Below are 25,167 nucleotides of genomic sequence, written 5' to 3' on the forward strand. Positions count from 1 at the left end.
CCGGTCGATTCATCAGGCAGACATATTCCATAGCGTCCCATCGAACCCTGCAAACAAGGTCGAAGAAAGAGTGTCTGGGACAATGACGAGCAGTGCTCGCATCGCTCGCGTCATGCCGACGAACAGAGCGCGTCTCTCGAGAAGAAGTCGCTCCTCTCGCTCCCGCTTGCCAGCATTGGCCGGCATGGACGGGTAAGGCGGCCAAAAACCTGCCAACGCGACGATGGGAAACTCAAGCCCTTTGGCCGAACGAAGCGGGAGCACCTTCACGCCGGGCGCTTCAACGTCCAAATCCTTGCTCAGCATGAACGTCGCGTGTAAGCCATGAGCCGATAGTTCGTCGGCAATCCGCTCGCCTTCGCGCGCAGATGGGCACAGAATGGCGCTTGACCCTTTCGCCAGGCGAAGCTGTCGCGAGGCTCCATCAACAAATCTTACGAGCAACTCGATCTCCTGCTTAGGCGTGCGAACGCGTCGCAGGGCGGGAAGCGGCCCCTCATGAACGAACGTCTGATCGACCGCATCTTGATCGATGGCAGCGTTTTTCAGGTAGGAGGCGGCAGCTAGGCTGATCTCACGCGTGGACCTAAAATTCGCGGTCAACAGTCCGATTTTCCCCTCGACATGGAGATCTTGATGGGCATCGCTCCAGCGAAAGCTGGAGCCATAGATGGATTGGTTGGCGTCAGCCGTGACAAAAATCTCGCCCCCTTCCTTGAGCAGGGACCTGAGCACCAGAAGAACGGTGGGCTCGAGATCTTGGGCTTCATCGATCACGATCGCATCATAGATTCGCGCCGGCGGAGCTGACCCCACTTTTTGGGCAGCCGTACTTCTCGCCTGCGACCATGTTTGAACCCCGTGCTCTTTCAGGCGGCTTTCGAATGCACTCTTGATCTGCCAAATGGACCACCGCTGTTCGGGATCGAGCGGCTCCTCTCGCCCCGTTCTCGGGAAGCGAAGGTAGCTTTCGAGTGAGCTCAGACCTCGCGCCTCAATTACGGCAGTGATCTCATCGATGAGATAATCGTCTGTTAGGTGGCCGATCCGCTCCTTGGAGCGCAATCGCTCGAACGCGTTGCTTCCAAACATGCCCGCCTCGCGCGCTTGGCGAACAGCCGTCAGCAATTGCTCCTGCGAAGCCGGCCGAAACACTATCCTAGCCTTGGCGAGCACGCCGCCGACAATCGCGTCGGCTGTCATGACCTCAACGGCGTCAGCTCTGCTACCAAGCAGCGTTTTCAAAAGCCCGCGAGAAACCGCAACCAGCGCGTTGGTATAGGTCGTGAATAACACCCTCGAGCCTGGTGGAAGGCGTGCGACGTGCTTGGCCGACCGATATAGTGCCACCGTGCTTTTTCCACTTCCCGGGCCACCCTTGACGAGGACCGGGCCAGCATGCCCCAGATTAAGGCTGATCAGCTGCTGTTGCTCGGGACTGAGCTTGAGAAGGAAGCCAACTAGGTCGCCCTCCTTGAAGCGGAAGAGATCGTCGACGCTTCCGGAGATCAGATCCGGCTGCTCAAGGACCTCCTCAAGGGGGCGCTCAAACAAGACTTCATCAATTTGGAGAAGATAGTCGTCTGGAACTGAGCTGCAGCCGAGCAACGCCTCACGGCTGGTCACTTCCAGGAGAGGGCCCGACAACTGGACCGGCACTCTCAGCCGTTCGAGCAGGGTTTTGTCGATTGGACGCGGCAGCGGGGTGGCTTTGGGCTGGTTCGCTGCCAGCATGTCCTCCCAGTTCACCTGTGGAACGGGGCGCGGATCGCCGGGGTCAAAACCGCCAAGATCTTCAGCCTCGATTTCCTCATCATACGTATCCTCGCTGCGACGGCGAAGCGCCAGCAGGCTGATATATCGGTCGTCGAAGGTATAGAAAATGCGGTAGTTGCCGCTTCTCAATCGGTAGAGCGTCGGCGACCACCCCTTGAGCTGCTTGCGCACCTTGCCGTCAGGCCGCGGATCCTTCGTGAGAGCTGCAAGCTTTTCCTGAACTTGGTGGCTTTCCTTGGCCGGCAAAGCGAGAAGCTCGCTGAGGAACGTTGGCTTTTGGGTGATCAGCAACTCGGCCATTGCAGCCCTCCACCCTAAAGCGCCAATACGGCCTTGAGTTGATTGGTGATTCCGGATGAATCAATTCCACCTTCCTCAGTCGTGACCAAGAGGATGCCTGCCTCGCCGCCGCCGTCCTCGTGCAATCGAACGTCTTGTGCCCGATACCAGGCCAGCTTTTCCTCCCAACGCTTGCGATACGATGGCTCGCTCATCATGCCGAGGTGTTCCAGGAACACGCGCTGCCCGGTTTCCGCATCTTCGATCGTAAAGTCGGGATATCTCACGGACCCATCTTTGCCCTTCATCGGCTGCTCGTAAGCGTATGAGATCTTCAAAGCGTGCAAGATGTTGGCGATGATCACTTCAGACTTCGAGCGGACAAGCTCGCCGCGAGAGGTTCGGTGGATAAGCCCGTCCTCAAGGAAGACGCCACCGTACTCGACAGGGTGGGGAGCGGTGAAAAGGTTGGTGAGGCGACGGGCTGTCTCGGAGTGCGTGGATGCCGACAGCTTCAGGAGCGAACGGAGATCGCCTTGGTGCAGCAACACGACGCGACCTTTCTGACGCGTGAGAGCGGTGTACAGGAGTTCACGCGAGAGCAGCCGGCATGGGTTCGGGACGACCACGAACGTCGTGCCAAATTCGCTGCCTTGAGATTTGTGGATGGTCAACGCGTAGGCCAATTCGAGGCGGGCATCGCTGTCCTCCCCGAAGTCACGCTCCGTAAATCCGTACTTGTAGCCCAACTGTGTCGAGAACTCGACCTCGACCTTCCAAGGAAGCCCCTTATACTTTGCGTTGGTGCCCTTGTATTGACCAACCACCATTCCGATCTCGCCGTTGGCGAGATAAGGGCGCTCTGGGCTAGGATAGACGTCCTTGCGCGGGCCATTGGAGACATTGATGACCTTGTCGCCGTATAGAATTCCTTGGGGTCCAAGAGGTTTGCATGTCTTGCGCTGCCAATAAATCTCTGGTTCAGCCCAACTCCGTGCGCGACCTCTAAACAGCCGTTGCAGCCATCGGTTCAGACCTTCAACGCCAGTTTCACCGCCTCTGACCGGGGACAGAATCTGCCATGCTTCCGCGAACGCGCCCGCTCCAAGGTCGTCGGGCAGTACGATCCCCTTTTGCCACCCGGACGACCGAAAATAGGGAACATCTCCAAATAGCTTTCCGCCCAGGCTGACCTCAAAAGCGACGTCATCGGAAACGTTTGCGCTGCCATGCTCAGCAGCGAGTCGCCGGACCTCATCGCGGATAAGGCTGAGGAGTTTGTCCTTGAGCTCATGCTCATCCTTCCAAGCAACAGCTCGAATATTTGTCGCCGTTGCGGCAGCAAGACGGTCCCAAACTTCGTCAGCGCCGGCATCGGGAGCGTCTCCACCGAACCACCGCGCCAGAATGATGTCGTCGCGAGAGGTTTCTACCTGTTCGGTCTGCCGACGGACAATCTTGAGTTCGGCATAGCCTGGCCGAGTTACACCGGGTTCTTCGGTTTGGCGTAGGAGCTGAACCAGATCGACAAAGGGGCGACCGGCTCCGATCGGAGGCAATTGCCGTGGATCACCGACAAGGATCAGGCGCTCGACCGACGCAGGTTCAATCGCATCGAAGGTTGCAGCAAGCTGAGCTTCGGTGAGCATCGAACATTCGTCGATGACGACCGTCTTGAAGCCACTTTCGCGTTTGGCGCTGCCGGTCACACGATAAACCCCCGTTTCAGGATCATAGCGCCCGAAGCTCAGCAGAAATTGAGCCAGCGTCAGCGCCTGCGTGTCCGATTTCTTTTGCATCTGGACCCGCGCCTTGCCCGTCGGAGCAAGCAGCAGAACCCCGCCGCTCGCGACAGACGGCATCGACAGCAGAGCCGACAGCAAACTGGTCTTTCCCGTTCCAGCCGGGCCGATCAGCACGGAAAGGCGGGACCGGTAAATTTCTTCGAGCGCGACGGCCTTTTCCTTACGGGCCGCCTCCTCTGTGTCCGCGTCACTGACCGACGCAAAATCGGGGAGTTGTTGATTGATCAACGCGCGCCACTCAAAATCGCCGTGGTGGCGCTTCGCCGCAAGTCGGCGACGCACCCGCTGCTCAATAAGTTCACGATGCTGCTTGGCCACGTCGAGTTGCCATCCCGGACTTCCATCCGCAAGTTTAACAGCCTCGAGCCGCTCGCTCAGATGGTCGCAGAATGTATCGACCCAGTCGCTTCCGATCGCGCATTGCGGTTCGATTGGCCAGTCGCGCACCCGTTGGATGAGCCAATTCTGCGGGAGAAGCGTATGTCCTTCTTCGGCCGCGCCATCAAGGGCCGCGATGCAGAAGGCTCGACCACGCCGGGGATCGATCGAGTCCGCGCAAGAAGATGGCGCCGCAAGTGGAACTGCGTTTGACACTGCAGCGTCTGGAAATAGTCCTCTGTCAACGGTTGTAACGGCGATCGGATCGCGCTGACCACGGTCCGCCTCGAAAAGCACGTACGGGTTGGAAAGTACGGCGCTGTCGTTCAGCTTGATGCCGACGCGGCTGCGCTCCTCCGGGACGAACCACCGTGTGGCTTGGTCGGCTGTGACTGCAAAGCGCGCGATGAGCTTAAGAAGGTCCTTTCGCTCAGGCTTGAGCCCTTTCCACAGCATCGCGGTACTCGATCCGATCGTCGCGGCAAGATCTGGGGGCAGAAGCTTCGGATTCTCAACAACTGCATCCACGAGGGGCCAGGGGTCGACCACTTCCGGAACCTTCTCGGTCGAGGCCACCTTCCCGATGGCATGCGCGATCAGTGTTCCATGCCGTAGTCCCAGCGCCGTCAAGGCCGAACCCAGCCCCGGAAAGGCACCTCTCAGCCGCCAGATGCGGTTCAATTCGGTGTCGATCCAGCTCCGGGAGGTGGCCCAATTGCCCGGAAGAACTTTCTCGTACCGCTCCAGCAGGGAGGCGCAGGCGATCAGAACATCAATCGCCGCATCGTGACCAACGTGCTCGGCACCCATCGAGAAGGCCTCCCAAGCATCCGACGGGGCATGGAGGACGTAGCTGGAAAGATCGAAGCCGGCGTCTTCACGTGCAAGCTCAAGCAGCGCTTGATAGGGCAGAAGGAATCCGTCATTGCCACTTGGCCTAATCGTGTGATGCAGATTTCGCTCCCACAAAACGCACCGCATGGCGTCCTTGGGCGCACCCCGTTCGTAAGAATATTCCACTGATTGATCGACTTGGCGCACCTTACCAAGCCCGACGATGACGCGTCGCGGATCCTCCGTAAGAGGCGTTCGCTTGGCATAGCATAGGACCAACGATTCCTCGGGTTTGATGGCTCCAAAGAACGTGTCTAGCATCGCAAGTTGATTGCGCCTTTCCTGAACCCAAAGCTTATCGAAGCTGAGATCCGGTTCGAGTTCTGGACGAAATTTGATATTGAACTCTTTTGCCTTTGCTGGAACACCGTCGTCATCCTTCATCATCCAGGCAAACGGAACCGTGCCTAGTGAATAGGATGGATGTTGGAATGCGGTCTTGCGAAAATGCGCGTATTTAGGGTCATGCGAATAGGGATGATTGGCCCAGCGCGTGTAGGCGTTTGCAGACATGAACGCTCCACGCTCCGCTGCGCAGGCCGGCAACTTCTGCCCGTCAGGATCAAAGAGCTTGCCAGCCATCCCCGGGCCGGCCTCGAAATCGTCATTCTTGGTCTCGGCGATCCGCGGTAACACGAGACACGCGGTGTTACCCCTGGGATTCGCGCAGACCGAACCATTCCATTGGCTGTCATGCCAAGGAACGCGTACCGAAACATGTGACACAGGAAGCTGTCGCGCACCGTCGATCATTTGGCACCCTACCCTAAAGCTGCGTCATTAATCCAACGTCAGCCAAAGCCCCGCGCAATGTTGAATCGTCCCGCGCCTTTGTCCACCCCAAAGTCTGGACTTTTCAGGCAACAGAATAGTGGTTAGATAAATCCGGAACCGGAAAATCGCATTGCTCGACACGAGTTTGGCCGACAATGAGCTGCACCGTGCGTATTCCGACGAAGCCGGCCACCCATTCCGATTTCATTCCGGCCGGGATTCCGATTTGAAGCCGGCCAACCTTGGCAATCACCTGGTCATTGTTGAGGTTTGGTTCGAGTTTCGTTTCGGGTCAAGCTTGGGGGTTGCGGTATGGCGACGGCTCGCTGTTTTCGCATGCTCTCGCCGGTCGGTTCGATGCGGTAGGCATTGTGGATGGGACTGCCGATGATCTCATACCAGCGCTCGATGGGCACCTGGCTGGTAACGATGATCGGGCGCCGCTCGTAGCGATCTTCGACAATCTCGAGGAGGTCACGGCGCTGCTCGTCATTTGAGTTTTTCAGGGCCCCAGTCGTCGAGGATGAGCAGATCGGTTCTGGCGAGCGCCTTGAGCATTCGAGCGTATCACGTCGCGTACCGAAACGAGCGACAACGGCAGCTTCGGTTGGTTTCAGGGTCGTTTCCTGCTAGGCAGCCTCTTGCGTCGAGGCGAGACATCCTTGATCTCGCGTTTCTCGAATTCCGCTCGGGCGCGAGCGATGTGCCGGCGCGCGGCCCCGCGTCCAAGCCAGTCGGACAGCACGGATCGTTTAGCCAGCACATCGCCGATTGCTGAAAAGATCGTATTGCTGATCGCCTGCTGCTGGGTGCGAAGATGATCTCCCAGCAGCTTGTGTCGCGTGATGTAGCCGGAGTTAACGCCGGGCACGGAATGGTTCATCAACATCCGGGCGTCCAGCTCCGAGACGCCAGCAGGGGTTGCGACAGTTCGATAGGTCTGGCGCAACTCATTTCCCCATTTAGATAGCACCGCACGATCTTCCTTCTGCTCGACCAGGTGACCGTCGGCACTGTCTGCAGGAAACAGCCAGTCCTTAGCTTCGTAAGGGTGCATCTGCCGGCCGAACCGAATGGATCGCATCAGGCAGTTGATCATCTGACGGGAGAGCGGGATGTCGAAGGCACGATCGGCACCGCCCTTGGGCCGCGGGATATGAAGCACCCGGAGGCGCAGATCCAGATGGATCAGGCGTGCTTCCTTCAGGGCGGCGGGACGGGACGCCGAGAGCAAGGTGAACAGGTGAAACTCGCGCCGGATTGGATTGTCCAGCTTTGCCACTTCGACGAACCAGCCTTTGAGGTCGGCTAGTCCCATGCCGGTATCCCGGCGTTTCTCGTGATTCCAATCGACGCTGTCGACGGGGTTATCCGCCGGAAGTTCACGATTGGTCTTGCGCGCGTGGTTGTAGATCGCCCTGAGCGTCCGCATGCTGCCGTTGGCGATATATGGCCCGTGCTTTTCGCTTATCTCATCGTGTTTGGCAGCGACCTGGCTCGGATCATCGCCAAGCTGTTTCAGTGGGATATCCAGCCAATCCTTGAAGATGCGCTCGACATGATCCCGATAGCTTTCGATCGTTCGTGTGCTGCGGTTTTTGCGCTCCATCGCAACCTTGTACCGAGCCCAGGCCTCCTTGAGCGTGACGCCGGCTGGCACTTCCGACTCGTTGGTAGCCGTGTCGGCCACCGTCGAAGCCTTCTTGGCCTTTGTTTCGCTCTTGGGATGTATGCCTCGGCCGATCTGGACCAAGTACTCCTTGGCAACCGCACGCGCCGCGCGCGTCGCGAACTCGGCGGTATCGCCGATTGCGACGCGTATGGTCGAGCCGCGCTTGCCTTCCACGCGAAGGTCGGCCTGCACCATAAAGGTCTTCTTCCGGGCTCCAATCATCAGGAAGAAGCCCTTCAGCTCGGTGTCGCGCACAATGTAGCGTCCACTCTCGGGCCGTGGCAAACGCTCGATTGTCTTGTCGTTCAATGGGATACGCATGTCGGCCATTCGAGGAAACCCGTGATTTCTGAAACGGTTTTTGAAACGGTTTTGGCGGAGCAAGCAGTTTGGAGGGTTCTGTACGCCATATCGATATCCTGTGCTATAATTCTTTGAATATCAACGAAAAACGTGGGAGTTGAGAAAGTTAGAAGGGGGAAGCGGATATTGCCTCGTAGAGACACTTTTGAACTACGAATCTGGGGGTCAGGAGTTCGAATCTCTTCGGGCGCGCCACTCCAAGTCATTGAAATCGTTGGCGTTTTTCACGACCGATCGACTGCGGCACCGGCTTAATTTTGGGAATTCAGCCGGTTTTTCAGCCGGTTTTGAACGAACGGACATTCCTTCGAGTCATCTCGCAGCATGGCGTACGCGCGGCCGGGAGGGGAATAGAAGCAGTCAGGTCGCCTAAGCCGCGTCGGCGGTCAGCGACCGCACCCATTCCGTGAGTAGCGGGGCAAACACTGGGACGGGACAGGCGAATGTCGTTCTGGTGTCCTTGAGCCAAGCGCTCTGGAGCGCAACAATCCAGTAGCGCAGTTCCTTCTCGTTGCCGGCAAAACCAAAGACCGGACCGCCGCTCATGCCAACCATGTTGATTTTCACTGAGAACTGACCCGGCATTTTCACCGAGAAGTGACCCGCCCTTCATGTATGTTTTGGTTCTGCGGGGACGGTCAAGGTTCTAGCTTTCTCCTTTGCTCTTTTCGGCTCTTGGGCAGAGCTGTTCTTGAACCGGAAGCTGTCGTTCCCGGTCTCCAGGATGTGGCAGTGATGGGTCAGCCGGTCGAGAAGCGCGGTTGTCATCTTGGCATCGCCAAAAACGGTCGCCCACTCGCTGAAGCTGAGGTTTGTGGTGATGATCACGCTGGTGCGTTCGTAGAGCTTGCTCAGCAGATGGAAGAGCAATGCGCCACCTGATGCGCTGAACGGCAGATAGCCGAGCTCATCCAGGATAACGAGATCGGAATGCACGAGGCGATTGGCGATCTGGCCTGATCGTCCCTGTGCCTTTTCCTGTTCGAGCGCATTGACCAACTCGACAGTCGAGAAGAAGCGAACCCGTTTGTGATGATGCTCGATGGCCTGCACGCCAAGCGCGGTCGCAATATGGGTTTTGCCTGTGCCTGGGCCGCCGACGAGGACAACATTGTTGGCGTCATCGATGAACTCGCCACGATGAAGCTGACGCACCAGGGCCTCGTTTATCTCACTGCTGGCGAAGTCAAAGCCATTGAGATCGCGATAGGCTGGAAAGCGCGCCGTCTTGAGCTGATAGGCTGTGGACCTGACCTCCCGTTCCGCCGTTTCGGCCTTCAGCAGTTGCGACAGGATCGGAATGGCGGCTTCAAATGCGGGCGCCCCCTGTTCGGTGAGTTCGCCGACAGCTTGCGCCATGCCGTGCATCTTCAGGCTTCGAAGCATGATGACTATTGCGCCGCTGGCAGGGTTATGACGCATGGCGCACCTCTGCGGCCTTCCTCAAGGCATCGTAGCGCTCGACGTTTGCCTTCGGCTCATTGGTGAGCGTTAGGGCCTGAGGAGCACTGATGGTCGGGGGTGTGAGCGATTTGCCGTCGATCAGACGATGGAGCAGATTCAGCACATGGGTTTTGGTTGGAACGCCGGCTTCCAACGCCATCTCCACGGCACATAGCACGGCCTGCTCGTCGTGTTGCAAGACGAGCGCCAGGATGTCGACCATCTCGCGATCGCCGCCTGGCTTCTTGAGCAAGTGTTGTTGCAAATTCCTGAACGCATCGGGGAGTTCAGCAAACGGTGCTCCGTTGCGCAGCGCGCCTGGTTTGCGCTGAACAACAGCCAGATAGTGGCGCCAGTCATAGATCGTCTGACCCGGCCGATCATGCGAGCGATCGATGATGCGGCGATGCTCACAGAGGATCAAACCCTCCGCGGCAACAACGATGCGATCCGGATAGATCCGAACGCTGACAGGCCGATTGGCAAAGGATGCCGGAACGCTGTAGCGGTTGCGCTCTAAATGCACGAGACAGGTCGGGGAGACCCGTTTGGTGTATTCGACAAACCCGTCGAAGAGACGTGATGTCGGCATGAGGGCCTGGGATTCCTCTGCCCAGATATCGGCAATGGTGCCGCGCATCTTTCCATGCGGGGTCTTCTGCCAAAACTCCTTGCATCGAAGCTCCAGCCAGTCGTTCAGGGCTTCGAGCGAGGCAAAGCGCGGAATGGGTTGCCACAGGCGATGACGCGCATCCTGGACGTTCTTCTCGACCTGCCCCTTCTCCCAGCCTGACGCTGGATTGCAGAACTCGGGTTCGAACAGGTAGTGGCTGGCCATCGCCATGAAGCGGACGTTGACGTCGCGCTCCTTGCCGCGCCCGACCTTGTCGATCGCCGTGCGCATGTTGTCGTAGATGCCGCGCCGGGGAACGCCGCCAAAGACACGGAAGGCATGATTGTGGGCGTCGAACAGCATCTCGTGCGTCTGCAGCAGATAGGCTCGAACGATGAAGGCCCTGGAGTAGCTGAGCTTCGTATGCGCCACCTGCAGCTTGGTGCGCTCGTTGCCGATGATGGCCCAATCCTCGGACCAATCGAACTGGAACGCCTCTCCAGGCTCGAACGCCAGCGGCACGAATGTCCCTCGTCCTGTCGTCTGCAATTCCCTCTGAAGATTTGCCTTCCACTCCCGGGCGAAAGCAGCAACACGACCGTAAGACCCCTCATAGCCAAGGCTCACCAGATCGGAATGGAACTGCTTGACGGTCCGCTTCTGTTTGCGGTTCTTCTTTGCTTCCGCCCTCAGCCAGGCCGACAAACGGTCGGCAAACGGGTCAAGCTTGCTCGGCCGCTCCGGAACCTTGAACTGAGGCTCCACGCCATCAGAGCGTAGATATTTGCGGATGGTGTTCCGCGACAGGCCAGTCCTACGGCCAATCTCACGGATCGATAGATTCTCTCGAAAATGCCAGCGTCGGATTACGCTCAATAACGCCATGTCGATCACTCCAATGCCCCCACTGTCATGCAGGGGTGGTTCAAACATGGGTCAATTCTCGATGGAAATATCCTGCGCTGCCGGGTCAGTTCTCAAAGGCAATCAACATCCGGCGATCGCAGCGGTCTCGACCATTCTGATGTGCATCACCCTCGGCATGGTGCTGGTCATCAACCGCCTGGTCGGCATGCGCATGTTCGTCGACAGCCGCGCGTAATCTCAGCCCGCCATCGACGCTCGCGCCGGCGTGGCGTCGAGCGTTCCGAGCTTATCCAGAAAGGCCTTGGTGACACCATGATCGACAGGCGCAAATTCTACATCGACGGCGCGTGGGTCGACGCGACTGCCGGACGCGACCACCTTGTGATCGACCCTTCGACGGGAGAGCCGTGCGCCGTCATCTCGCTGGCCGGCCGTGCCGACGTGGATGCCTCCGTGGCGGCGGCAAAGGCGGTCTTTCCGGGCTGGATGCGCACACCGCCAGCGGAACGGATTGCCTGCGTCGAGCGCTTCCTGGAAGTCTACCAGGCGCGCATGGAAGACGTCGCGCGCGCAGTATCGCTCGAAATGGGCGCTCCGATCACCCTGGCGCGCAACGCTCACGCGCCGCTCGGCGTCCGCCACACGCAGAACTTCCTGCGGGCAGTGCGGTCGTTCGATTTCAGTCGCCCGCTGGGGGAGGAATGGCCGGAAACGCGCATCGTCCATGAGCCGATCGGCGTGTGCGTCCTGATCACGCCGTGGAACTGGCCGCTGAACCAGATTTCCCTGAAGGTCATCGCCGCGCTGCTGGCCGGCTGCACCATGATCCTCAAGCCATCCGAAGAGAGCCCGTTGAGCGCCGCGGTGTTCGCGGAATGCATCCACGCGGCCGGCATGCCTGACGGGGTGTTCAATCTCGTGAACGGTGATGGCGCGGGCACGGGAACGATGCTGACGGCTCACCCGGACGTCGACATGGTCAGCTTCACCGGCTCGACCCGCGCCGGGATCGCGATTTCGAAGTCGGCAAGCAACACGCTCAAGCGCGTCGCCCTGGAACTAGGCGGCAAGGGCGCGAACATCGTGTTCGCAGATGCCGACGCGGCGGCTGTCGAGCGCGGCGTGCGGCAGATGATGAACAATACCGGGCAGTCCTGCAATGCGCCAAGCCGCATGCTGGTGCAGAGCAGCATCTATGCCCAAGCCGTCGCGAGGGCGGTCGAAGTCGCCGGCGCCGTGACGGTCGGACCGAGCGGAGCCGAGGGAACTCATATAGGCCCGGTGGTGAACGGCGCTCAATGGGCGAAAATTCAGGGCCTGATCCAGACGGGCATTGATGAAGGGGCCCGGTTGGTCGCGGGCGGGCTTGGGCGACCGGAAGGCTTCAATCGCGGCTTCTATGTCCGGCCGACCGTTTTTGCCGACGTCGGCAACGACATGACCATCGCACGCGAGGAGATCTTCGGGCCGGTCATGTCGATGATGCCCTTCGAGACGGAGGACGAGGCGATCGGGATCGCCAACGACTCCGTCTACGGGCTCGCCAACTACGTCCAGACGCAGGACGGGGAGCGAGCGAACCGCGTAGCGCTCGCCCTCCGGTCGGGGATGGTGGAGATCAACGGCAAACCCAGAGGACCGGGATCACCGTTCGGCGGCATGAAGCAGTCCGGCAATGGACGCGAGGGCGGCGTCTGGGGACTTCAGGAATTCATGGAGGTCAAGGCGGTGGGGGGCTGGACAAGGTAACAGCGCGAGCAGCGTCTCACCGCGAGAGTTGACGTCATGGCGCAACTCTCGGGACAGAACATAACAGGGAGGAGAATATGTACATGAGAATTTCGACGACACGGCGTGGCTTCATTTGGGGCGCGGCCTCGTCCGCGCTTGCCGCGCCCTTTGTCAGCCGGAAGGCTTTTGCCCAGACGAGTGGGGAGGTCATCCAGTGCAACTTCGGCGGCGGCGTCGCCGAGGCATTTCAGAAATCTTACGGTGATCTGTTCACGGCGACCACCGGCATTCCGTTCAAGATCGTCGAGGTCCCCTCGACCGAAACCGCGCTGATCTCCAACGCCAGCAGCCAAGTTTACAATTCGTCCTTCCACAGCTTCTCCGGTGCGATGAACCTGTACAAGAAGGGCATCACCGAACCGCTGGCGATCGCGGACTATCCGGTCCTGCAGGACATCCCCGAGAACCTGCTGCCGCGTATCGATGACAAGCACGTCGCGGGCATGCCGATCAACTTCGTCTACTACGGCATCGCCTACAATACCGATCTTGCCGAGGCCGAGGACTTCAGGTCATGGCAGAGCTTGGTCGACCCGAAGTGGAAGGGGCAGATTTCCGTCACCCGTCCCGTCTACGCGTCCTTGTACGACGTGCCCTGGTATTCCAAAATGCTGACCGAGGACCAGAGCCAGCTGGATGCAGGCATCAAGCAGTACAAGGCGGTGGTCGACAATGCGCTGACGGCCTACACGTCGATGGCGCAGAATCAGCAGCTCCTTGAGCGCGGCGACGCGGTGGCTTCCGCCTACTACTCCGACCGCATCTGGGACCTCAAGGCCAAGGGCGGGACCAAGCTGGACATGACGCTTCCTGAGGAGGGCGCCTTGATGATCCCGTACGTCTTCGTCATCCCAAAGAATGCCCCGCATCCAGAAGCGGCACGGGCGTTCGCCGCCTTTGCCGGAAGCCCCGAGCCGCAGCAGCGCGACCTCGAACTGCAGGGCAACCTGCCGAGCAATAGGAATGCGGCTGTCGACAACGAGCTCATAAAATCGAGACTGGGCGTGACGCGCGAGGAGATCATCGCAAAAACGTTCAACCCCGACTGGCTCAAGATCCAGGAGCAGCGCGAGGCTTTGATCAAGCGACTCGAGGCTGAAATCAGCCAACCGTGATCGCTTCTCCGAAGCGATCTGCAGCTTGGCCGACGATTCTTTATTCGTCGGCCAAGGAGACGTGAAGCTTGAAGACCAAATAGTTCCAGCTTAGCGCACGCGACGGCAGCTTTCTCTCCCAATTTCTCCGTAAGTTGCCAGGCAGGCAGAACATCGGCTTTGCCGCAACACCCATCGAAAAGCCGATGTCATCTCCCGTCGAATGGTGTTGTCGCTCGGCCGCCCGCCAGGACAAAGCCCTATTAGGACGTCCAGCTTCGACGGCGTACCAGATGTCCCGGCGCAACCTCCTCTAACGGGTCAGCATCGTCTTGCTGGAATGACGACGGCGGATCCGGCAAACGGCCATCGCGTCGATGGTCCAGCCGCGGCACTGCGGCGAGCAGACTACGCGTGTATGGGTGGCGGGCGTCACGGATGACATCCGCGGCGGAACCTTGCTCGACGATGCGACCGCGATACATCACAGCCACACGGTCGCAAAGACGCGCAATCACCGAGATATCGTGCGAGATGAAAAGATAGGCCAGACTGCGCTGCATTTGCGCCTGGATCAGCCGATTGATTATTTGCGCCTGCACCGTCAGGTCCAGGGCTGAAACCGGTTCGTCCGCCACGATCAGTTCCGGATCGGGAGCCATCGCCCGCGCGATCGCGACGCGTTGCCGTTGTCCTCCCGAAAATTCGTGCGGATAACGGTCGATGTGGTCGGGCGACAGTCCGACATCAGTAAAAAGCTGCTGCAACTTTTCGCGTATTTGCGCATACCCTAGGTTCTTGCGATCGCGCAGGCCCTCGGCAACCTGAAGCCCTACCCTCAGCCGCGGATTGAGCGAGGAGTACGGGTCCTGGAAAATCATCTGCACCTTGCGCATGGTCTCGAAACGAGCCTTGCGCGGCAGCTGCGCAACATCGTTGCCGGCGATGACGATCCGACCGCTGTCGGCCGTTTCCAACCCTGCGGCGATGCGTCCAACGGTCGATTTGCCGGAACCGCTCTCGCCCACGATGCCCAGTGTTTCGCCCGGTTGGAGCTCCAGGGACACGCCGGATGCAGCGGCTACGCTGCGCGCGCCGTTGCGGAATGTACGATGGATGTTTTCCATTCTGAGAAGCGATGTTGCGTTCACGACATGCCCTCACGCTCGGCGGCACGAAGGGCAAGGGCCTCGTCGACGGTGAGGTGCGCCGCGAGGAGCGTCCTGGTGTATTCGTGCTGCGGCGAGAACAGCACTTGCGACACCGCACCGGCCTCGACCACCTTCCCCCGCCGCATCACCGCGACGCGATCGGCGGTTTCGGCAACCACCCCTATGTCATGCGTGATCAGCAAAATGCCCGACCCGCTACGCTGCTTCAGCGCGACCAGGAGGTCCAGGACTTGCGCCTGAACGGTGACGTCCAGCGCGGTGGTCGGCTCGTCGGCGATCAGCAGCGCGGGCTTGAGCGCCAGGGCTGCCGCGATCATAACGCGCTGGCGCATGCCGCCTGACAGTTGGTGGGGATATTGCCCCATGACCGCCGCAGGATCCGGAATCCCGACCTCGGTCAACGCATCCTGCGCCAGCCTTTCGGCCGCCGGCCGGTCCACGCCCAGATGACGGCGCGGACCCTCGGTCATCTGCCGGCGGATCGTCAGCACCGGATTGAGCGAGGTCATCGGCTCCTGAAAGACCATGCCCATGCGGCGGCCGCGCAGATCCTCCATCTCCCTGCGCGACAGACCGGACACTTTCGTGCCTCCCACCGTTATCTCACCCGTGACGCTCGCAGCATTCGGCAGAAGTCCCATCACTGCGAGGGAGGTCATGCTCTTGCCGCTGCCCGATTCACCCACGAGGGCCACGATCTCGCCCGGCTCGACCGTGATGCTTACGTCGTCGACGGCAAAAAAGTCCTGCCCGCCCGTCCGGAAGCCCACCGAAAGGTTCTCGATCTGCAGTGCGGTCATCGCCGGCCTTTCTGGCGCGGATCGACGAGATCGCGCAGGCTGTCGCCGACGAGATTCAGAGCCATGACCGCAAATACGATCGCAAGCCCGGGGAAGATGAGAATCCATGGCGCCTTGCTGATATAGTTGCGACCGGAAGAGAGGATGGCCCCCCATTCGGGCGAAGGCGGTTGGACACCGAGTCCGAGGAAAGACAGTCCCGCTGCCGACAGGATGGCCGAGGAGAAGCCAAGGGTCCCCATCACGATAAGGCTTTGTGCGATATTCGGCATTACGTGCACCCGGACAAGTCGCGCGTGACCGATGCCCGCCAGCTTCGCGGCCTCGATGTAGGGCCGAGCGCTCTCGGCGGCCGCGAGGCCGTAGGTGACCCGGGCGTAGAACGGGATCAGCGAGATCGCGATGGCGAGCGTTGCGTTCGTTATGCCTGGACCGAGGAAAGCCACGAGAGAGAGCGCAATGAGCGTGTCCGGGAACGAGTAGAGCACATCGATTACGCGCAGCAGTGCGGACCTCAGGAACTGTCCCGAGAAAGCTGCCAGCAGCCCGATGGCTCCGCCGAGCGCAAGCCCGGTACAGACCGCGACGACTCCGATGCCCAGGGAGAGACGCGCGCCGGCCAGCACCCGGCTGAACAGATCCCTGCCAAATTCGTCAGTGCCGAACACATACTGCGTTCCCGGCGCCAGCAATCGCTTGCCGACTCCCATCTTGGTGGGGTCGTACGGCGAAATCCACGGCGCCAGCAGCGCCGCAGCGACGAGTAGCGCCAAAAGCACGCCACCTATCCAGAGTCCCGGAGGGATTTTTCGGGAAGGTCGGGCCACGGTGGCGGCGATCATGTGCGCCTCCTCATGCGAGGATCCAGCAGGCCGTAGAGGATATCGATTGATGCGGTGACGATCACGACAGCCGTAGCGAACACGACGATAAAGCCCTGGATCATCGGATAGTCGCGTTCCAGCATGGCCTGCACGGCCAGACGGCCGATGCCGTTCCACGAGAAAACGTTCTCGACCACCACTTGGCCGCCCATCAGATATGCAAAGACAAGGCCGACCACGGTGACGATGCTGATTAAGGCGGGTTTCAGCGCATGGACGAGCAGGACTTCTCGTTCCCTGAGCCCCTTGGCGCGGGCGGTCCTGATGTAATCTTCCGAAAGGATGTCAACGAGGGAAGACCGCGTCATCCGCGCTATCAGAGCCGAATAGCAGAGGCCGAGCGTCAGAGCGGGGAGGATCATGCCCTTGAACCCGGAACTCGCAACTGGAAGCCAGCCGAGGTTCAGCGCGAAGATCTGGATGAGCACCAGACCCAGCCAGAACCCCGGAATGGAGACGCCGAGCACCGCGATGACCATGATGGCCATGTCGGTGAACCGGCCCCTGTTGAGTGCAGCAAGGAAGCCGAGGGGCACACCGATCGCCATGGCCGTCAACAGCCCGGCGGTGGCGAGCATGAAGGTGTTCGGCAAGCGCATCAGCAGAAGACCGGCGACGGGCTCTCCGCCACGTATCGTCGTTCCGAGATCCCCCCTCAGCACATTGGCAAGGTAGTTCAGCACCTGATGCCAGACCGGAAGATCGAGGCCAAGCTTGCTGCGTAGCTCGGCCATGGCTTCGGGAGTGGCCGAAACGGATTGCGCCATCATGGCGGTGACGGGATCGCCCGGCACGATATGGATCAGGATGCCCGCGAGTACGATCACCACGATTATGGTCGAGGCGGCGATCAGAATCCGCCAGAGGATCAGAAGGACCATCGCCTGTTTTCGTCTTTCCTTCCGGAATGCCTTGCCGGCGCCAATCGGCGCGGCGTCCGAAACCGCCGCGCCGCGTTGTGGTGTCTTACTCCGATACCTTGGTGTCGTTGAAGATCAAGGAGACCATGTGTCCGAGCTTGAAGCCGTCGACCTTGGCGGACGATGCCATCAACCAGTTCCAGCCGGGCGAAATCAGCGGAATGGCGTAGCCGTTGGTCAACAGATACTTCTCGGCCTCTTGTATCTTTGCAACACGCGCCTCGCCCGTCAGCTTGCGCTGCTCGGTCAGCATGGCGTCGAGTTCGTCGTTGATGCCCATGCTGACGAAACCCGGCTGCTTCCAGAGGAAGTACATGTAGTCGGGATCGACGCCGGACATGCCCATGGTCCAGACGGTCGGCGAGATGTCGGTCTTCAGGTTCTCCTGCGTCATGAAGTCGAAGAAGGCGGCGACCTCGCGGGTCTGGATGTCAGCCTGCACATGTATTTCGGCAAGGTCCTGCTGCATGATCTGGTGCATCTGGTCGAAGCCGGGAAGCTTGTGCACCTGCAGGTTCACCTTCAGCGGGTTGCTGGCGCTGTAGCCCGCGGCTTCCATCGCCGCGCGCGCCGCGTCCACGTCGTATTTCACACCCCACTCCGCGCAGAGCGCCTGGTCCACCGCGAAGAGGTTAGGTGCGACGGTGCAGTTCGACGGAACGACCAGACCTTCATAGGCGATGTTGGCATAGGCGTCCTTGTTCATCGCCATGCCGATCGCACGCCGGATATCCGGGTTGTCGAGCGGGGGCACACGCCATGTGAAGGCGGCGAGCACCTGTTGGCCCGAATACTCGGCAGCATAGACCTTGAAATTCGCGTCTTCCTTCAAGTCGGCGGCTTCTTCCAGCGACGGCTCGACGATATCGACCTCGCCGGAACGCAGCGCGGCCATGCGGGCGACGGCTTCCGGGATCACCCGCAACGTCACCTTGTCCAAGTACGGGCGTCCGGGATTCTCGACCAGCGGATGGACGTTGACGTAGTCGTCATTCGCCGTCAGCACGATGGCATCGTTGCGCACCCAGCTTTCCAGCTTGAACGGTCCTGTACCGATGGGCTTGAACTCGGCCCCGCTGAACGACGCCGGGCAGACGAAGCCTGCCTGGATGCTGGTTAGAAACGACGCGAAAGGTCCGTAAGGTTCGCTCAGCGTCACGACGAACTTGTTGCCGTCAACCGAGGTGCTCGCGACGGGTCCCCACGCCGATAGATTCGGGTTTAGCGTCCCGGGAGCGATCGCGCGGTCGAAGCTGGTTTTCGCGGCCGCCGCGTCAAACGTGCTGCCGTCTTGGCACTTCACGGCGTCCCGGATAGGGAAACTGTAGACGAGACCGTCCTCCGACGCTTCGTATCCATTGGACAGTCCGGGATGGATCGAGCCGTCCGCCGCCATCGTCAGCAGCGTGTCGAAGATCATGCTGGTGACCTGGAGCGACTGCGTGGTGCTGGCGCGGTGTGGGTCGAGACTATCGGCGTCCACGCCGCGGGCGACCGTGACTTCACTGGCCAGCGTAGGGCCGGCGATCAATGCTGCGCCAATCGTCAATACGGAGGCGTAGGCGGTCAAACGGGATCGATTGGATTGGAATGGCATCAGGTTCCCCTTTTTGGTTGTTGATACAGATCAGGCGGCGAAGACGGGAGGACGGCGGTTCCACCACGGTCGCGCTGCTTCGAGTTGACTGCCGAGGCGTATCAGGACGCCCTCGCACGCCGGGCGCGCAGCGAACTGGACGCCGATGGGCAGACCGGCCACATTCCAATGCAGCGGCACCGTGATCGCAGGCGAACCGCTGATATTGTAGATGTGCGTGTAGGGCATCCAGGACAGATAGAAACCGTAGTGATCGGACATGCTGACGTCGTGCGGGAACTCGTCATGCCGCAGCGGCGGCTTGGCCAGTGTCGGCGACAGGATGACGTCGAAACCGTCGAACATCGCGTCGACCGCCTGCGCGACCCTGTGCACTCCGGCAGTGGCTATGCGCTGGTCGACAGCGGTGAGCCCGTTGCCGGCAACGATCATCTCGCGCAGCGTCGGCGGGAAATCGTCGTCCGTCAGCGGGCGCCCCAGCCGTTCGGCCTCGACACGCATGTCTGCCGCGTATTCCGCGAGGATATAGGCTTCGAAGCTGGCCCAGCCGTCCGTCGGCAATGTCAGGGTCGCGGGGGCGCAATCATGTCCCAACCCCGTCAGGAGACCGACGACATCCTCGACCGCCGCGAGACAATCGGTATGGGTCGCGGCTCCATAAGGAGCCTGTGTCAGTACGCCTATGCGAAGCTTGCCGGGATCGCGGCGGACTTCCCCAGCGAAATTGCCGCCCGACGGGCTATGGTAGAACTGGCCTGCGGCGGGTCCGGCGGTGGCATCCAGAATGGCGGCGCTGTCCCGGACCGAGCGCGTCAATACGTGCTCGACCAGCATGCCGTCCCAAGTCGCACCCGCTGGAGCGGCAGGATTTCTCCCTCGCGTAGGCTTCAGGCCAAAGACGCCGCAACAGGAGGAAGGAACCCGGATGGACCCGCCGCCGTCGTTGCCGTGCCCTGCCGGCACCACGCCTGCAGCCACGGCAGCTGCGGTACCGCCGCTCGATGTCCCTGAGGTATGCGCCGTGTTCCAGGGATTGTTCGTTTCGCCGTGGATACGCGAGCGCGTCGTCCAGTCCATCGCCAGCTCGGGGACAGCCGTCTTGCCGAAGATGACGAAGCCCGCCTTTTTGTATCGACGAACAAGCTCGGTATCTTCTGCCGCCAGATGGTCCTGCCGCAGTTGGGTACCCGCCCCGGTCCTCTGACCCGCATAATGCTGTGTCAGGTCCTTCAAGAGAAACGGCACGCCGCGGAAAGGCCCGGCGCCCATGTCCTCAGCGATAAAGCGGCGCGCCTCGTCCGGGAAATGATGCACAATTGCGTTAGTGGCTGGATTTATCGCTTCCATCGCCTGAAGGGCGAGGTCGAGGAGTTCATCCGGAGAGGCCTGCCTCCGCGCGACCAGTTCCGCCAGACCAACTGCATCGTACTCGACATACTCGCTAAGTTTCACTTCGCAGCCTTCCTGCTCGACGCATCGGCGGTTCGCCGCCTTTTCGATGATCGGAACCTTACGGGGGAGGTTGGAAGCACACATGATCCCAAAGGGTGTACTTGAAAAAAATCCCGCATCACCCGAAAGTGTGAGGCATGATGAGCAGGACGAGATACAGCGACAGAAACACCTCTGCCCCGAGGTTGCAGCCCGGCTTCGTCGACCGCCCACGGCTAAGCGGCCATGCGCAGACACTGCCAAGCTACAGGCTGGTCGTCGTGCACGCTCCGGCCGGCTCTGGTAAAACCAGCCTGCTGAGCCAGTGGGCCCAGGTCATGCGCAGTGATAGCGCGCTCATTGCATGGTATTCGGCGACGGACAATGAGGGGCAACATCTCCACCTCGCCGACTGCCTGCTCCGCGCAGTATGGCGCGCCGTATCCGAAGACGCGGCGGATCCTCCTCCGCTGCCCGACGGCGAGGACCCGGACACGCGCCTGGTTTCCGCCCTCGGCGATCTGAGACAAAACCCCATCGGACGCACCCGGCTGACGCTTTTCATCGACGACTTTCATCTCGTCGAAGGTGACGCCGAAATCCGAACGCTCACACGGCTCCTGCGCGAGGCGCCCGAAGGGTTTACCCTCGTCGTTTCCGGGCGCAATCGTCCAGCTCTGCCGCTCGGCCGGTATAGACTGAAGGGCGAACTGCTCGAACTCTCGACGAAGGAACTGCAGTTTTCGGCTCGGGAGATTCAGCTCTTTTTCAAGGCGGCTCTTGGCCGCGATCTCACACCACCGGAAAGCGAGCTGCTGCACAATTCGACTGAGGGTTGGGCGGCAGGGCTGCGCCTCACCACGCTGATCGACGACGCCCCGGGCAATGTATTCCTTCAATACGCCCCCGCAGGCAGCCAGAGGGAATATGCCGAATATTTTCTCGATGAAGTAATCGCCGGGCTGCCCGACAATCTGTATCGATTCCTGGAGTACACGTCGGTTCTTGAAGCGCTGACCCCGGAGCTTTGCGACGCCGTTACCGGTATCGACGGCTCCGCCGCGACTCTGGCGGAGATAGAGCGCGCGCAACTGTTCCTAACCGAATTGCCGAGTTCACGCCGCTGGTACAAATATCATCAGCTGTTTCAGGACTTCCTAGTGGCCCGATTGCAAACCCGCCAGCCAGCCCTGATACCGGAACTCCATTCCCGGGCCTCCGACTGGTACATTCAGGCGAACATGCCGTTCGACGCGGTTCGACATGCGTTCTTGGCTAATCGGCCCGAACAGGCAGCCGCGCTGATCGAGCGCTACTGCACCTTCGACTATCTCAGCTACGGCCGCTTCGAGACCTACTCCGGCTGGATGGCGCAGCTGCCGCGGGAAAACCGCGAGGCCCGTCCTCTGCTCATGCTCTTGATGGTTTGGCGGTACATAAACCTCCGCCAGTTCCTTCAGGCGGAGCAGACCCTGCAGAAGCTCGAGCTTGCTGAACGGCAAAACGGACCATTGCGGCAGATCGCCGAAAGCAGCGGAATGAACCTTGCGGGCCGCATCGACCTGATGCGAGGGCTGATCGGAGCCTATGGCGGCGATCTGGTGAGTGCACGCGGCCATATCGATCGCGCCACCAGGACCAGTCTCGACAACCTTCCTTTCGGCCAGGTCGATCTGCTCTCGATCCACGCCTATGTCGCCTTCAACGAAGGAGACCTCGAACAGGCCGAACGGCTAACCTGGCGTGCCAATACGATCTATGACGAGATAAATTGCCATTGGGGACGCATCCACTCGCTGTGCATCGCTGGCATGTCTTACCTCGCACGCAGTCGCTGGGAGGACGCGGATCGGGTGCTGGGCAGTGCCATCGATATCGCTCGGCAGCACTTCAGCGATGGCTCCTACATGATTGCTCTACCCTCCGCGCTGCTCGGTATCTTGGCGTTGAATCGCCGCAGCTACGCGCAGGCCGAGGCGTTGTTCTCCGCGGCTCTTCCCGTCGCGGATGGCGCCGGTATACCAGGTCTATGGGAGCGCAAGCTGATAGCGATCCTCGGCCTCGTCCAGATTCATGATCGGCAGGGCCGCGCAAGCGAAGCCAGCGCCTTGTTACGACGTTTCCGGCGCGCGGCTATCGAAGAAGAAGACTTGAGAATGGAGTTCCGGCTGAACATCGAGGCAGCGGATCGCGCGATCCGCACGGGCGATTTGACCGCAGCGCAGCCGCCGCTCGGGCAGGTGCTGCGGCAAAAGAGCGAAGCCGAGACGCGGTTTGGCCCCCGGATCTGGCAGATATGGGAACCGTTCGGAATCCTGATGGCGCGTGCGGCGGTCGCAGGGCTTGTGGCAGATGACGCGAATCCGATCCTGCAGGGGCTAGAAGCCAGGGCAACGGCAGATTCGCGAAATACATCGGCTCTGTTGTGTCGAGCGGTAGCTAGCCGCATCTCGCACTTTGATCCTGGCCGGCAACAGCTAAGGAATGATCTGGAGGCGGCTGGGCTATCGGCGGCCCTCGACGAGCACGGGCCTGTGGATTCTCGTGACCGTCAGCAAGACGAACGCTCGGCCGCGAATGTTTCACCCGACTTCATCAACGCGAGCAACCTGACCCCGCGCGAGTATGAAGTGTTTGTTCTGATGCGCATGGGAGCTCGAAACCATGAAATCGGCGATGCCCTGGGCATCAACATCAACACTGTCAAAACCCACGCGAAAAACATCTTCAGCAAACTGAATGTTCGAAGCAGAACCGAAGCCGTCATAAGGGCGCTGTAGCCCAAGCCAAGTTGGCAGCTTTGACGAGTTTGGTGAAGCGCGGTCAGCCCTGTTCGGCCGACTCCGACTCGATGGCGTAACCGGCGAGGTGCTGTCACGTAAGCCCTTGGCCAGCATTTGCTGCATGGGGACGGTGGCATGATAATGCCTGCGATCAGCTACAAGCGCCATCGTTTCCCGCCGCAGATTATCGCCCATGCGGTCTGGCTCTGCTACCGGTTCCCCTTGAGCCTGCGTCTGGTCGAGGAAATGCTGCTGGAGCGCGGCATCGTGGTCTCCTCCGAAACGATCCGCCGCTGGGGCAAGAAGTTCGGGCCCGATTAGGCTCGCCGCTTGCGCCGCAAGCAGCCGAGCCGCGATGACATCTGGCACCTGGATGAAGTCGTCATCACCATTGCTGGCCGAAAACACTGGCTATGGCGCGCCGCCGATCAGGACGGCTATGTCCTCGACGAGATCGTCCAAAACCGCCGCAACGCCAGGGCGGCCAAGCGATTGCTGACGCGCCCATTGAAGAAACAGGGCGTCGCACCAAAGCGCATGATCACTGACAAGCTGCGCTCGTATGGAGCGGCCAAGCGTCAGATGATGCCGGATGTCGAGCACCGGTCACACAAAGGATTGAACAACGGCGCCGAGAATTCCCATGTGCCGCTGCGAAAACGAGAGCGGGTGATGCAGAGCTTTCGATCGCCAGGAAACCTGCAGCGTTTCGTCTCGATCTTCTCGGCTCTGCGCAACCTCTTCGTTCCACCGCGCTCAAAACGCTCCGCTCTCTCCACACATATTCACCGCCTGCAGGCCATGGCGGAGTGGAAAGCCGTGACCGTGCTCAGCTGACAAAAGCGCCGAAGGTCTCTGCGCGTTCGCAGCCAGACAACGTGACATCGCCCTTCAGCCTCCTCCGGGCGATCCCGCCAGGTTGGCAATTCGCCTGCCGGGAGGAGCCCGTCTCATCCCGCTTTCGTCTGAGGAAGGACTGGCGACAAGGCCTTACACTTGCGTCCTTGCCAGGACAGAACGGACGGAACCGGAGATTTCACAACACCGTTGGCGCGTGCTATCAGGCAACCGTTCGGTTTGAATCGGAGACTGTTCAAATTTGGCTAGGGGAGACACAGATACGAACGGCAGCCCGCCCAATCTCTCCCGAGACAGCCTGTCGGAGCGGATCTATGCCCATCTGAGGCTGGAACTGATGACTGGTCTGCACGCTCCAGGTGCGCGCCTTTCCATCAGCCGGTTGGCTACCGCGTTGAACACGTCTGCGACCCCGGTTCGCGAGGCTATTTTCCAGCTTGTGCGTGAAGGCGCCCTGGAACTGCGCACCGGCTATCAGCCGCGCGTTCCCTTTCTCGACGTGCCGGTCTATCTGGACATTCGCGAGACGCGGGTGCCACTGGAGCGACTTGCCGGAGAACTGGCTTCCGTCCACATCACCTCTGAAGAACTGGACACCCTCGGCGAATACCATCAGCGTTTCAAGCAGGGCGAAGCCGCCGAGAACTGGCATGACGCACTCGTCGCCAACCAAAATTTTCATTTCACCATTTACCGCGCATCGCGGAACGAAACGCTGGTACGGGTCATCGAGAACCTCTGGCTGTTAGCCGGTCCTTTTGTGAATTCGCAATATCCGCATATCAGACATGCAAACTCTGACGTGCATCCCCATCTGATGATCATTGACGCCTTGCGCAGACGGTCTCCAGCCGAAGCGGGCGAGCTTCTGGTTCGGGATTTGCGGGAGGGCTCCTATCGTATCCTGCGCTATCTGGAGGCGCAGAAGGCTGCTGGCGGCGCGCAGCCGGACGCTCTGCCCCGCCCAGCTTAA

17 protein-coding genes and 2 pseudogenes are annotated in these 25,167 nt (G+C 60.4%); 6 read left to right on the forward strand and 13 right to left on the reverse strand.

Translation table 11 applies throughout. The features are described 5' to 3' along the window. Nucleotides 1-12: 12 nt before the first annotated feature. From ACSBOB_RS33570 to istA, 7 genes and pseudogenes are all read right to left on the reverse strand, one after another. On the reverse strand, nt 13-2,076 hold the full coding sequence (locus tag ACSBOB_RS33570; protein WP_442580321.1) for a UvrD-helicase domain-containing protein: 2,064 nt from the start codon (nt 2,074-2,076) through the stop codon (nt 13-15). Between the two features lie 14 nt (nt 2,077-2,090). Beyond that, on the reverse strand, nt 2,091-5,885 hold the full coding sequence (locus ACSBOB_RS33575) for an ATP-dependent DNA helicase (RefSeq protein ID WP_442580322.1): 3,795 nt from the start codon (nt 5,883-5,885) through the stop codon (nt 2,091-2,093). A 278-nt stretch (nt 5,886-6,163) separates the two neighbouring features. Next, nucleotides 6,164-6,473, reverse strand: a pseudogene (locus tag ACSBOB_RS33580) (ATP-binding protein); the annotation flags it as partial. Nucleotides 6,474-6,519: 46 nt separating this feature from the next. Continuing rightward, nucleotides 6,520-7,908 carry an integrase arm-type DNA-binding domain-containing protein gene (locus ACSBOB_RS33585; protein WP_442580323.1) on the reverse strand — a complete coding sequence of 463 codons (1,389 nt, stop codon included), beginning with the start codon at nt 7,906-7,908 and terminating at the stop codon, nt 6,520-6,522. A gap of 402 nt (nt 7,909-8,310) precedes the next feature. Beyond that, nucleotides 8,311-8,508 carry a hypothetical protein gene (locus ACSBOB_RS33590; RefSeq protein WP_442580324.1) on the reverse strand — a complete coding sequence of 66 codons (198 nt, stop codon included), beginning with the start codon at nt 8,506-8,508 and terminating at the stop codon, nt 8,311-8,313. A gap of 42 nt (nt 8,509-8,550) precedes the next feature. Continuing rightward, nucleotides 8,551-9,363 carry an IS21-like element helper ATPase IstB gene (istB, locus tag ACSBOB_RS33595; protein WP_442577702.1) on the reverse strand — a complete coding sequence of 271 codons (813 nt, stop codon included), beginning with the start codon at nt 9,361-9,363 and terminating at the stop codon, nt 8,551-8,553. Then, nucleotides 9,353-10,882, reverse strand: coding sequence for an IS21 family transposase (istA, locus tag ACSBOB_RS33600; protein WP_442583696.1), 1,530 nt, complete (start codon nt 10,880-10,882; stop codon nt 9,353-9,355). Before istA ends, istB begins: the two co-directional genes overlap by 11 nt. A 61-nt stretch (nt 10,883-10,943) precedes the next feature. On the opposite strand from istA, the gene ACSBOB_RS33605 reads away from it, so the two are divergent. The 3 genes from ACSBOB_RS33605 to ACSBOB_RS33615 all read left to right on the forward strand — a co-directional run bounded on the left by ACSBOB_RS33605 (nt 10,944) and on the right by ACSBOB_RS33615 (nt 13,770). Continuing rightward, nucleotides 10,944-11,099 (forward strand): hypothetical protein, encoded by a 156-nt coding sequence (locus tag ACSBOB_RS33605; protein WP_442580325.1) that lies wholly within the window; start codon nt 10,944-10,946, stop codon nt 11,097-11,099. Nucleotides 11,100-11,176: 77 nt separating this feature from the next. After that, nucleotides 11,177-12,613 (forward strand): aldehyde dehydrogenase family protein, encoded by a 1,437-nt coding sequence (locus ACSBOB_RS33610; RefSeq protein ID WP_442580326.1) that lies wholly within the window; start codon nt 11,177-11,179, stop codon nt 12,611-12,613. 83 nt (nt 12,614-12,696) lie between these two features. Then, nucleotides 12,697-13,770 (forward strand): ABC transporter substrate-binding protein, encoded by a 1,074-nt coding sequence (locus ACSBOB_RS33615; protein ID WP_442580327.1) that lies wholly within the window; start codon nt 12,697-12,699, stop codon nt 13,768-13,770. Nucleotides 13,771-14,012: 242 nt separating this feature from the next. Here ACSBOB_RS33615 and ACSBOB_RS33620 read toward each other — a convergent pair whose 3' ends face one another. The 6 genes from ACSBOB_RS33620 to ACSBOB_RS33645 all read right to left on the reverse strand — a co-directional run bounded on the left by ACSBOB_RS33620 (nt 14,013) and on the right by ACSBOB_RS33645 (nt 20,574). Further along, the gene (locus tag ACSBOB_RS33620) at nt 14,013-14,900 is read right to left on the reverse strand and encodes an ATP-binding cassette domain-containing protein (RefSeq protein WP_442580328.1); all 888 of its coding nucleotides are present in this window, start codon (nt 14,898-14,900) and stop codon (nt 14,013-14,015) included. Next, nucleotides 14,897-15,721, reverse strand: coding sequence for an ABC transporter ATP-binding protein (locus ACSBOB_RS33625; protein ID WP_442580329.1), 825 nt, complete (start codon nt 15,719-15,721; stop codon nt 14,897-14,899). The genes ACSBOB_RS33620 and ACSBOB_RS33625 overlap by 4 nt, the downstream gene beginning before the upstream one ends. After that, nucleotides 15,718-16,563, reverse strand: a complete 846-nt coding sequence (locus tag ACSBOB_RS33630) for an ABC transporter permease (protein ID WP_442580330.1) — start codon at nt 16,561-16,563, stop codon at nt 15,718-15,720. The genes ACSBOB_RS33625 and ACSBOB_RS33630 overlap by 4 nt, the downstream gene beginning before the upstream one ends. Further along, nucleotides 16,560-17,486 (reverse strand): ABC transporter permease, encoded by a 927-nt coding sequence (locus ACSBOB_RS33635; RefSeq protein ID WP_442580331.1) that lies wholly within the window; start codon nt 17,484-17,486, stop codon nt 16,560-16,562. The genes ACSBOB_RS33630 and ACSBOB_RS33635 overlap by 4 nt, the downstream gene beginning before the upstream one ends. 85 nt (nt 17,487-17,571) lie before the next feature. Further along, complete coding sequence (locus tag ACSBOB_RS33640; RefSeq protein WP_442580332.1) at nt 17,572-19,122, reverse strand: ABC transporter substrate-binding protein; 1,551 nt, start codon at nt 19,120-19,122, stop codon at nt 17,572-17,574. A 30-nt stretch (nt 19,123-19,152) separates the two neighbouring features. Further along, a complete protein-coding gene (locus tag ACSBOB_RS33645) occupies nt 19,153-20,574 on the reverse strand; it encodes an amidase (RefSeq protein ID WP_442580333.1) in 1,422 nt (473 codons plus the stop codon). A gap of 137 nt (nt 20,575-20,711) precedes the next feature. Between ACSBOB_RS33645 and ACSBOB_RS33650 the strand changes: the two genes are divergently transcribed. From ACSBOB_RS33650 to ACSBOB_RS33660, 3 genes and pseudogenes are all read left to right on the forward strand, one after another. Beyond that, nucleotides 20,712-23,333: a LuxR C-terminal-related transcriptional regulator gene (locus ACSBOB_RS33650; protein ID WP_442580334.1), complete on the forward strand. Its 2,622-nt coding sequence runs from the start codon at nt 20,712-20,714 to the stop codon at nt 23,331-23,333. Nucleotides 23,334-23,471: 138 nt separating this feature from the next. Next, a pseudogene (locus tag ACSBOB_RS33655) lies at nt 23,472-24,173 on the forward strand (IS6 family transposase). Between the two features lie 358 nt (nt 24,174-24,531). After that, on the forward strand, nt 24,532-25,167 hold the full coding sequence (locus ACSBOB_RS33660; protein ID WP_442580335.1) for a GntR family transcriptional regulator: 636 nt from the start codon (nt 24,532-24,534) through the stop codon (nt 25,165-25,167).

This window comes from Mesorhizobium sp. KACC 23794 (assembly GCF_052180275.1).
Lineage (GTDB): Bacteria > Pseudomonadota > Alphaproteobacteria > Rhizobiales > Rhizobiaceae > Kumtagia.

Excerpts from the sequence above, each read along its gene's own strand:
- ACSBOB_RS33585 (WP_442580323.1), bottom strand. The coding sequence starts at position 7,908 with ATGGCCGACATGCGTATCCCATTGAACGACAAGACAATCGAGCGTTTG.
- ACSBOB_RS33660 (WP_442580335.1), top strand. The coding sequence starts at position 24,532 with ATGACTGGTCTGCACGCTCCAGGTGCGCGCCTTTCCATCAGCCGGTTG.
- ACSBOB_RS33610 (WP_442580326.1), top strand. The coding sequence starts at position 11,177 with ATGATCGACAGGCGCAAATTCTACATCGACGGCGCGTGGGTCGACGCG.
- ACSBOB_RS33630 (WP_442580330.1), bottom strand. The coding sequence starts at position 16,563 with ATGATCGCCGCCACCGTGGCCCGACCTTCCCGAAAAATCCCTCCGGGA.
- ACSBOB_RS33635 (WP_442580331.1), bottom strand. The coding sequence starts at position 17,486 with ATGGTCCTTCTGATCCTCTGGCGGATTCTGATCGCCGCCTCGACCATA.
- ACSBOB_RS33625 (WP_442580329.1), bottom strand. The coding sequence starts at position 15,721 with ATGACCGCACTGCAGATCGAGAACCTTTCGGTGGGCTTCCGGACGGGC.
- ACSBOB_RS33605 (WP_442580325.1), top strand. The coding sequence starts at position 10,944 with ATGGAAATATCCTGCGCTGCCGGGTCAGTTCTCAAAGGCAATCAACAT.
- ACSBOB_RS33570 (WP_442580321.1), bottom strand. The coding sequence starts at position 2,076 with ATGGCCGAGTTGCTGATCACCCAAAAGCCAACGTTCCTCAGCGAGCTT.
- istB (WP_442577702.1), bottom strand. The coding sequence starts at position 9,363 with ATGCGTCATAACCCTGCCAGCGGCGCAATAGTCATCATGCTTCGAAGC.
- ACSBOB_RS33640 (WP_442580332.1), bottom strand. The coding sequence starts at position 19,122 with ATGCCATTCCAATCCAATCGATCCCGTTTGACCGCCTACGCCTCCGTA.
- ACSBOB_RS33615 (WP_442580327.1), top strand. The coding sequence starts at position 12,697 with ATGAGAATTTCGACGACACGGCGTGGCTTCATTTGGGGCGCGGCCTCG.
- ACSBOB_RS33575 (WP_442580322.1), bottom strand. The coding sequence starts at position 5,885 with ATGATCGACGGTGCGCGACAGCTTCCTGTGTCACATGTTTCGGTACGC.
- ACSBOB_RS33650 (WP_442580334.1), top strand. The coding sequence starts at position 20,712 with ATGATGAGCAGGACGAGATACAGCGACAGAAACACCTCTGCCCCGAGG.
- istA (WP_442583696.1), bottom strand. The coding sequence starts at position 10,882 with ATGGCGTTATTGAGCGTAATCCGACGCTGGCATTTTCGAGAGAATCTA.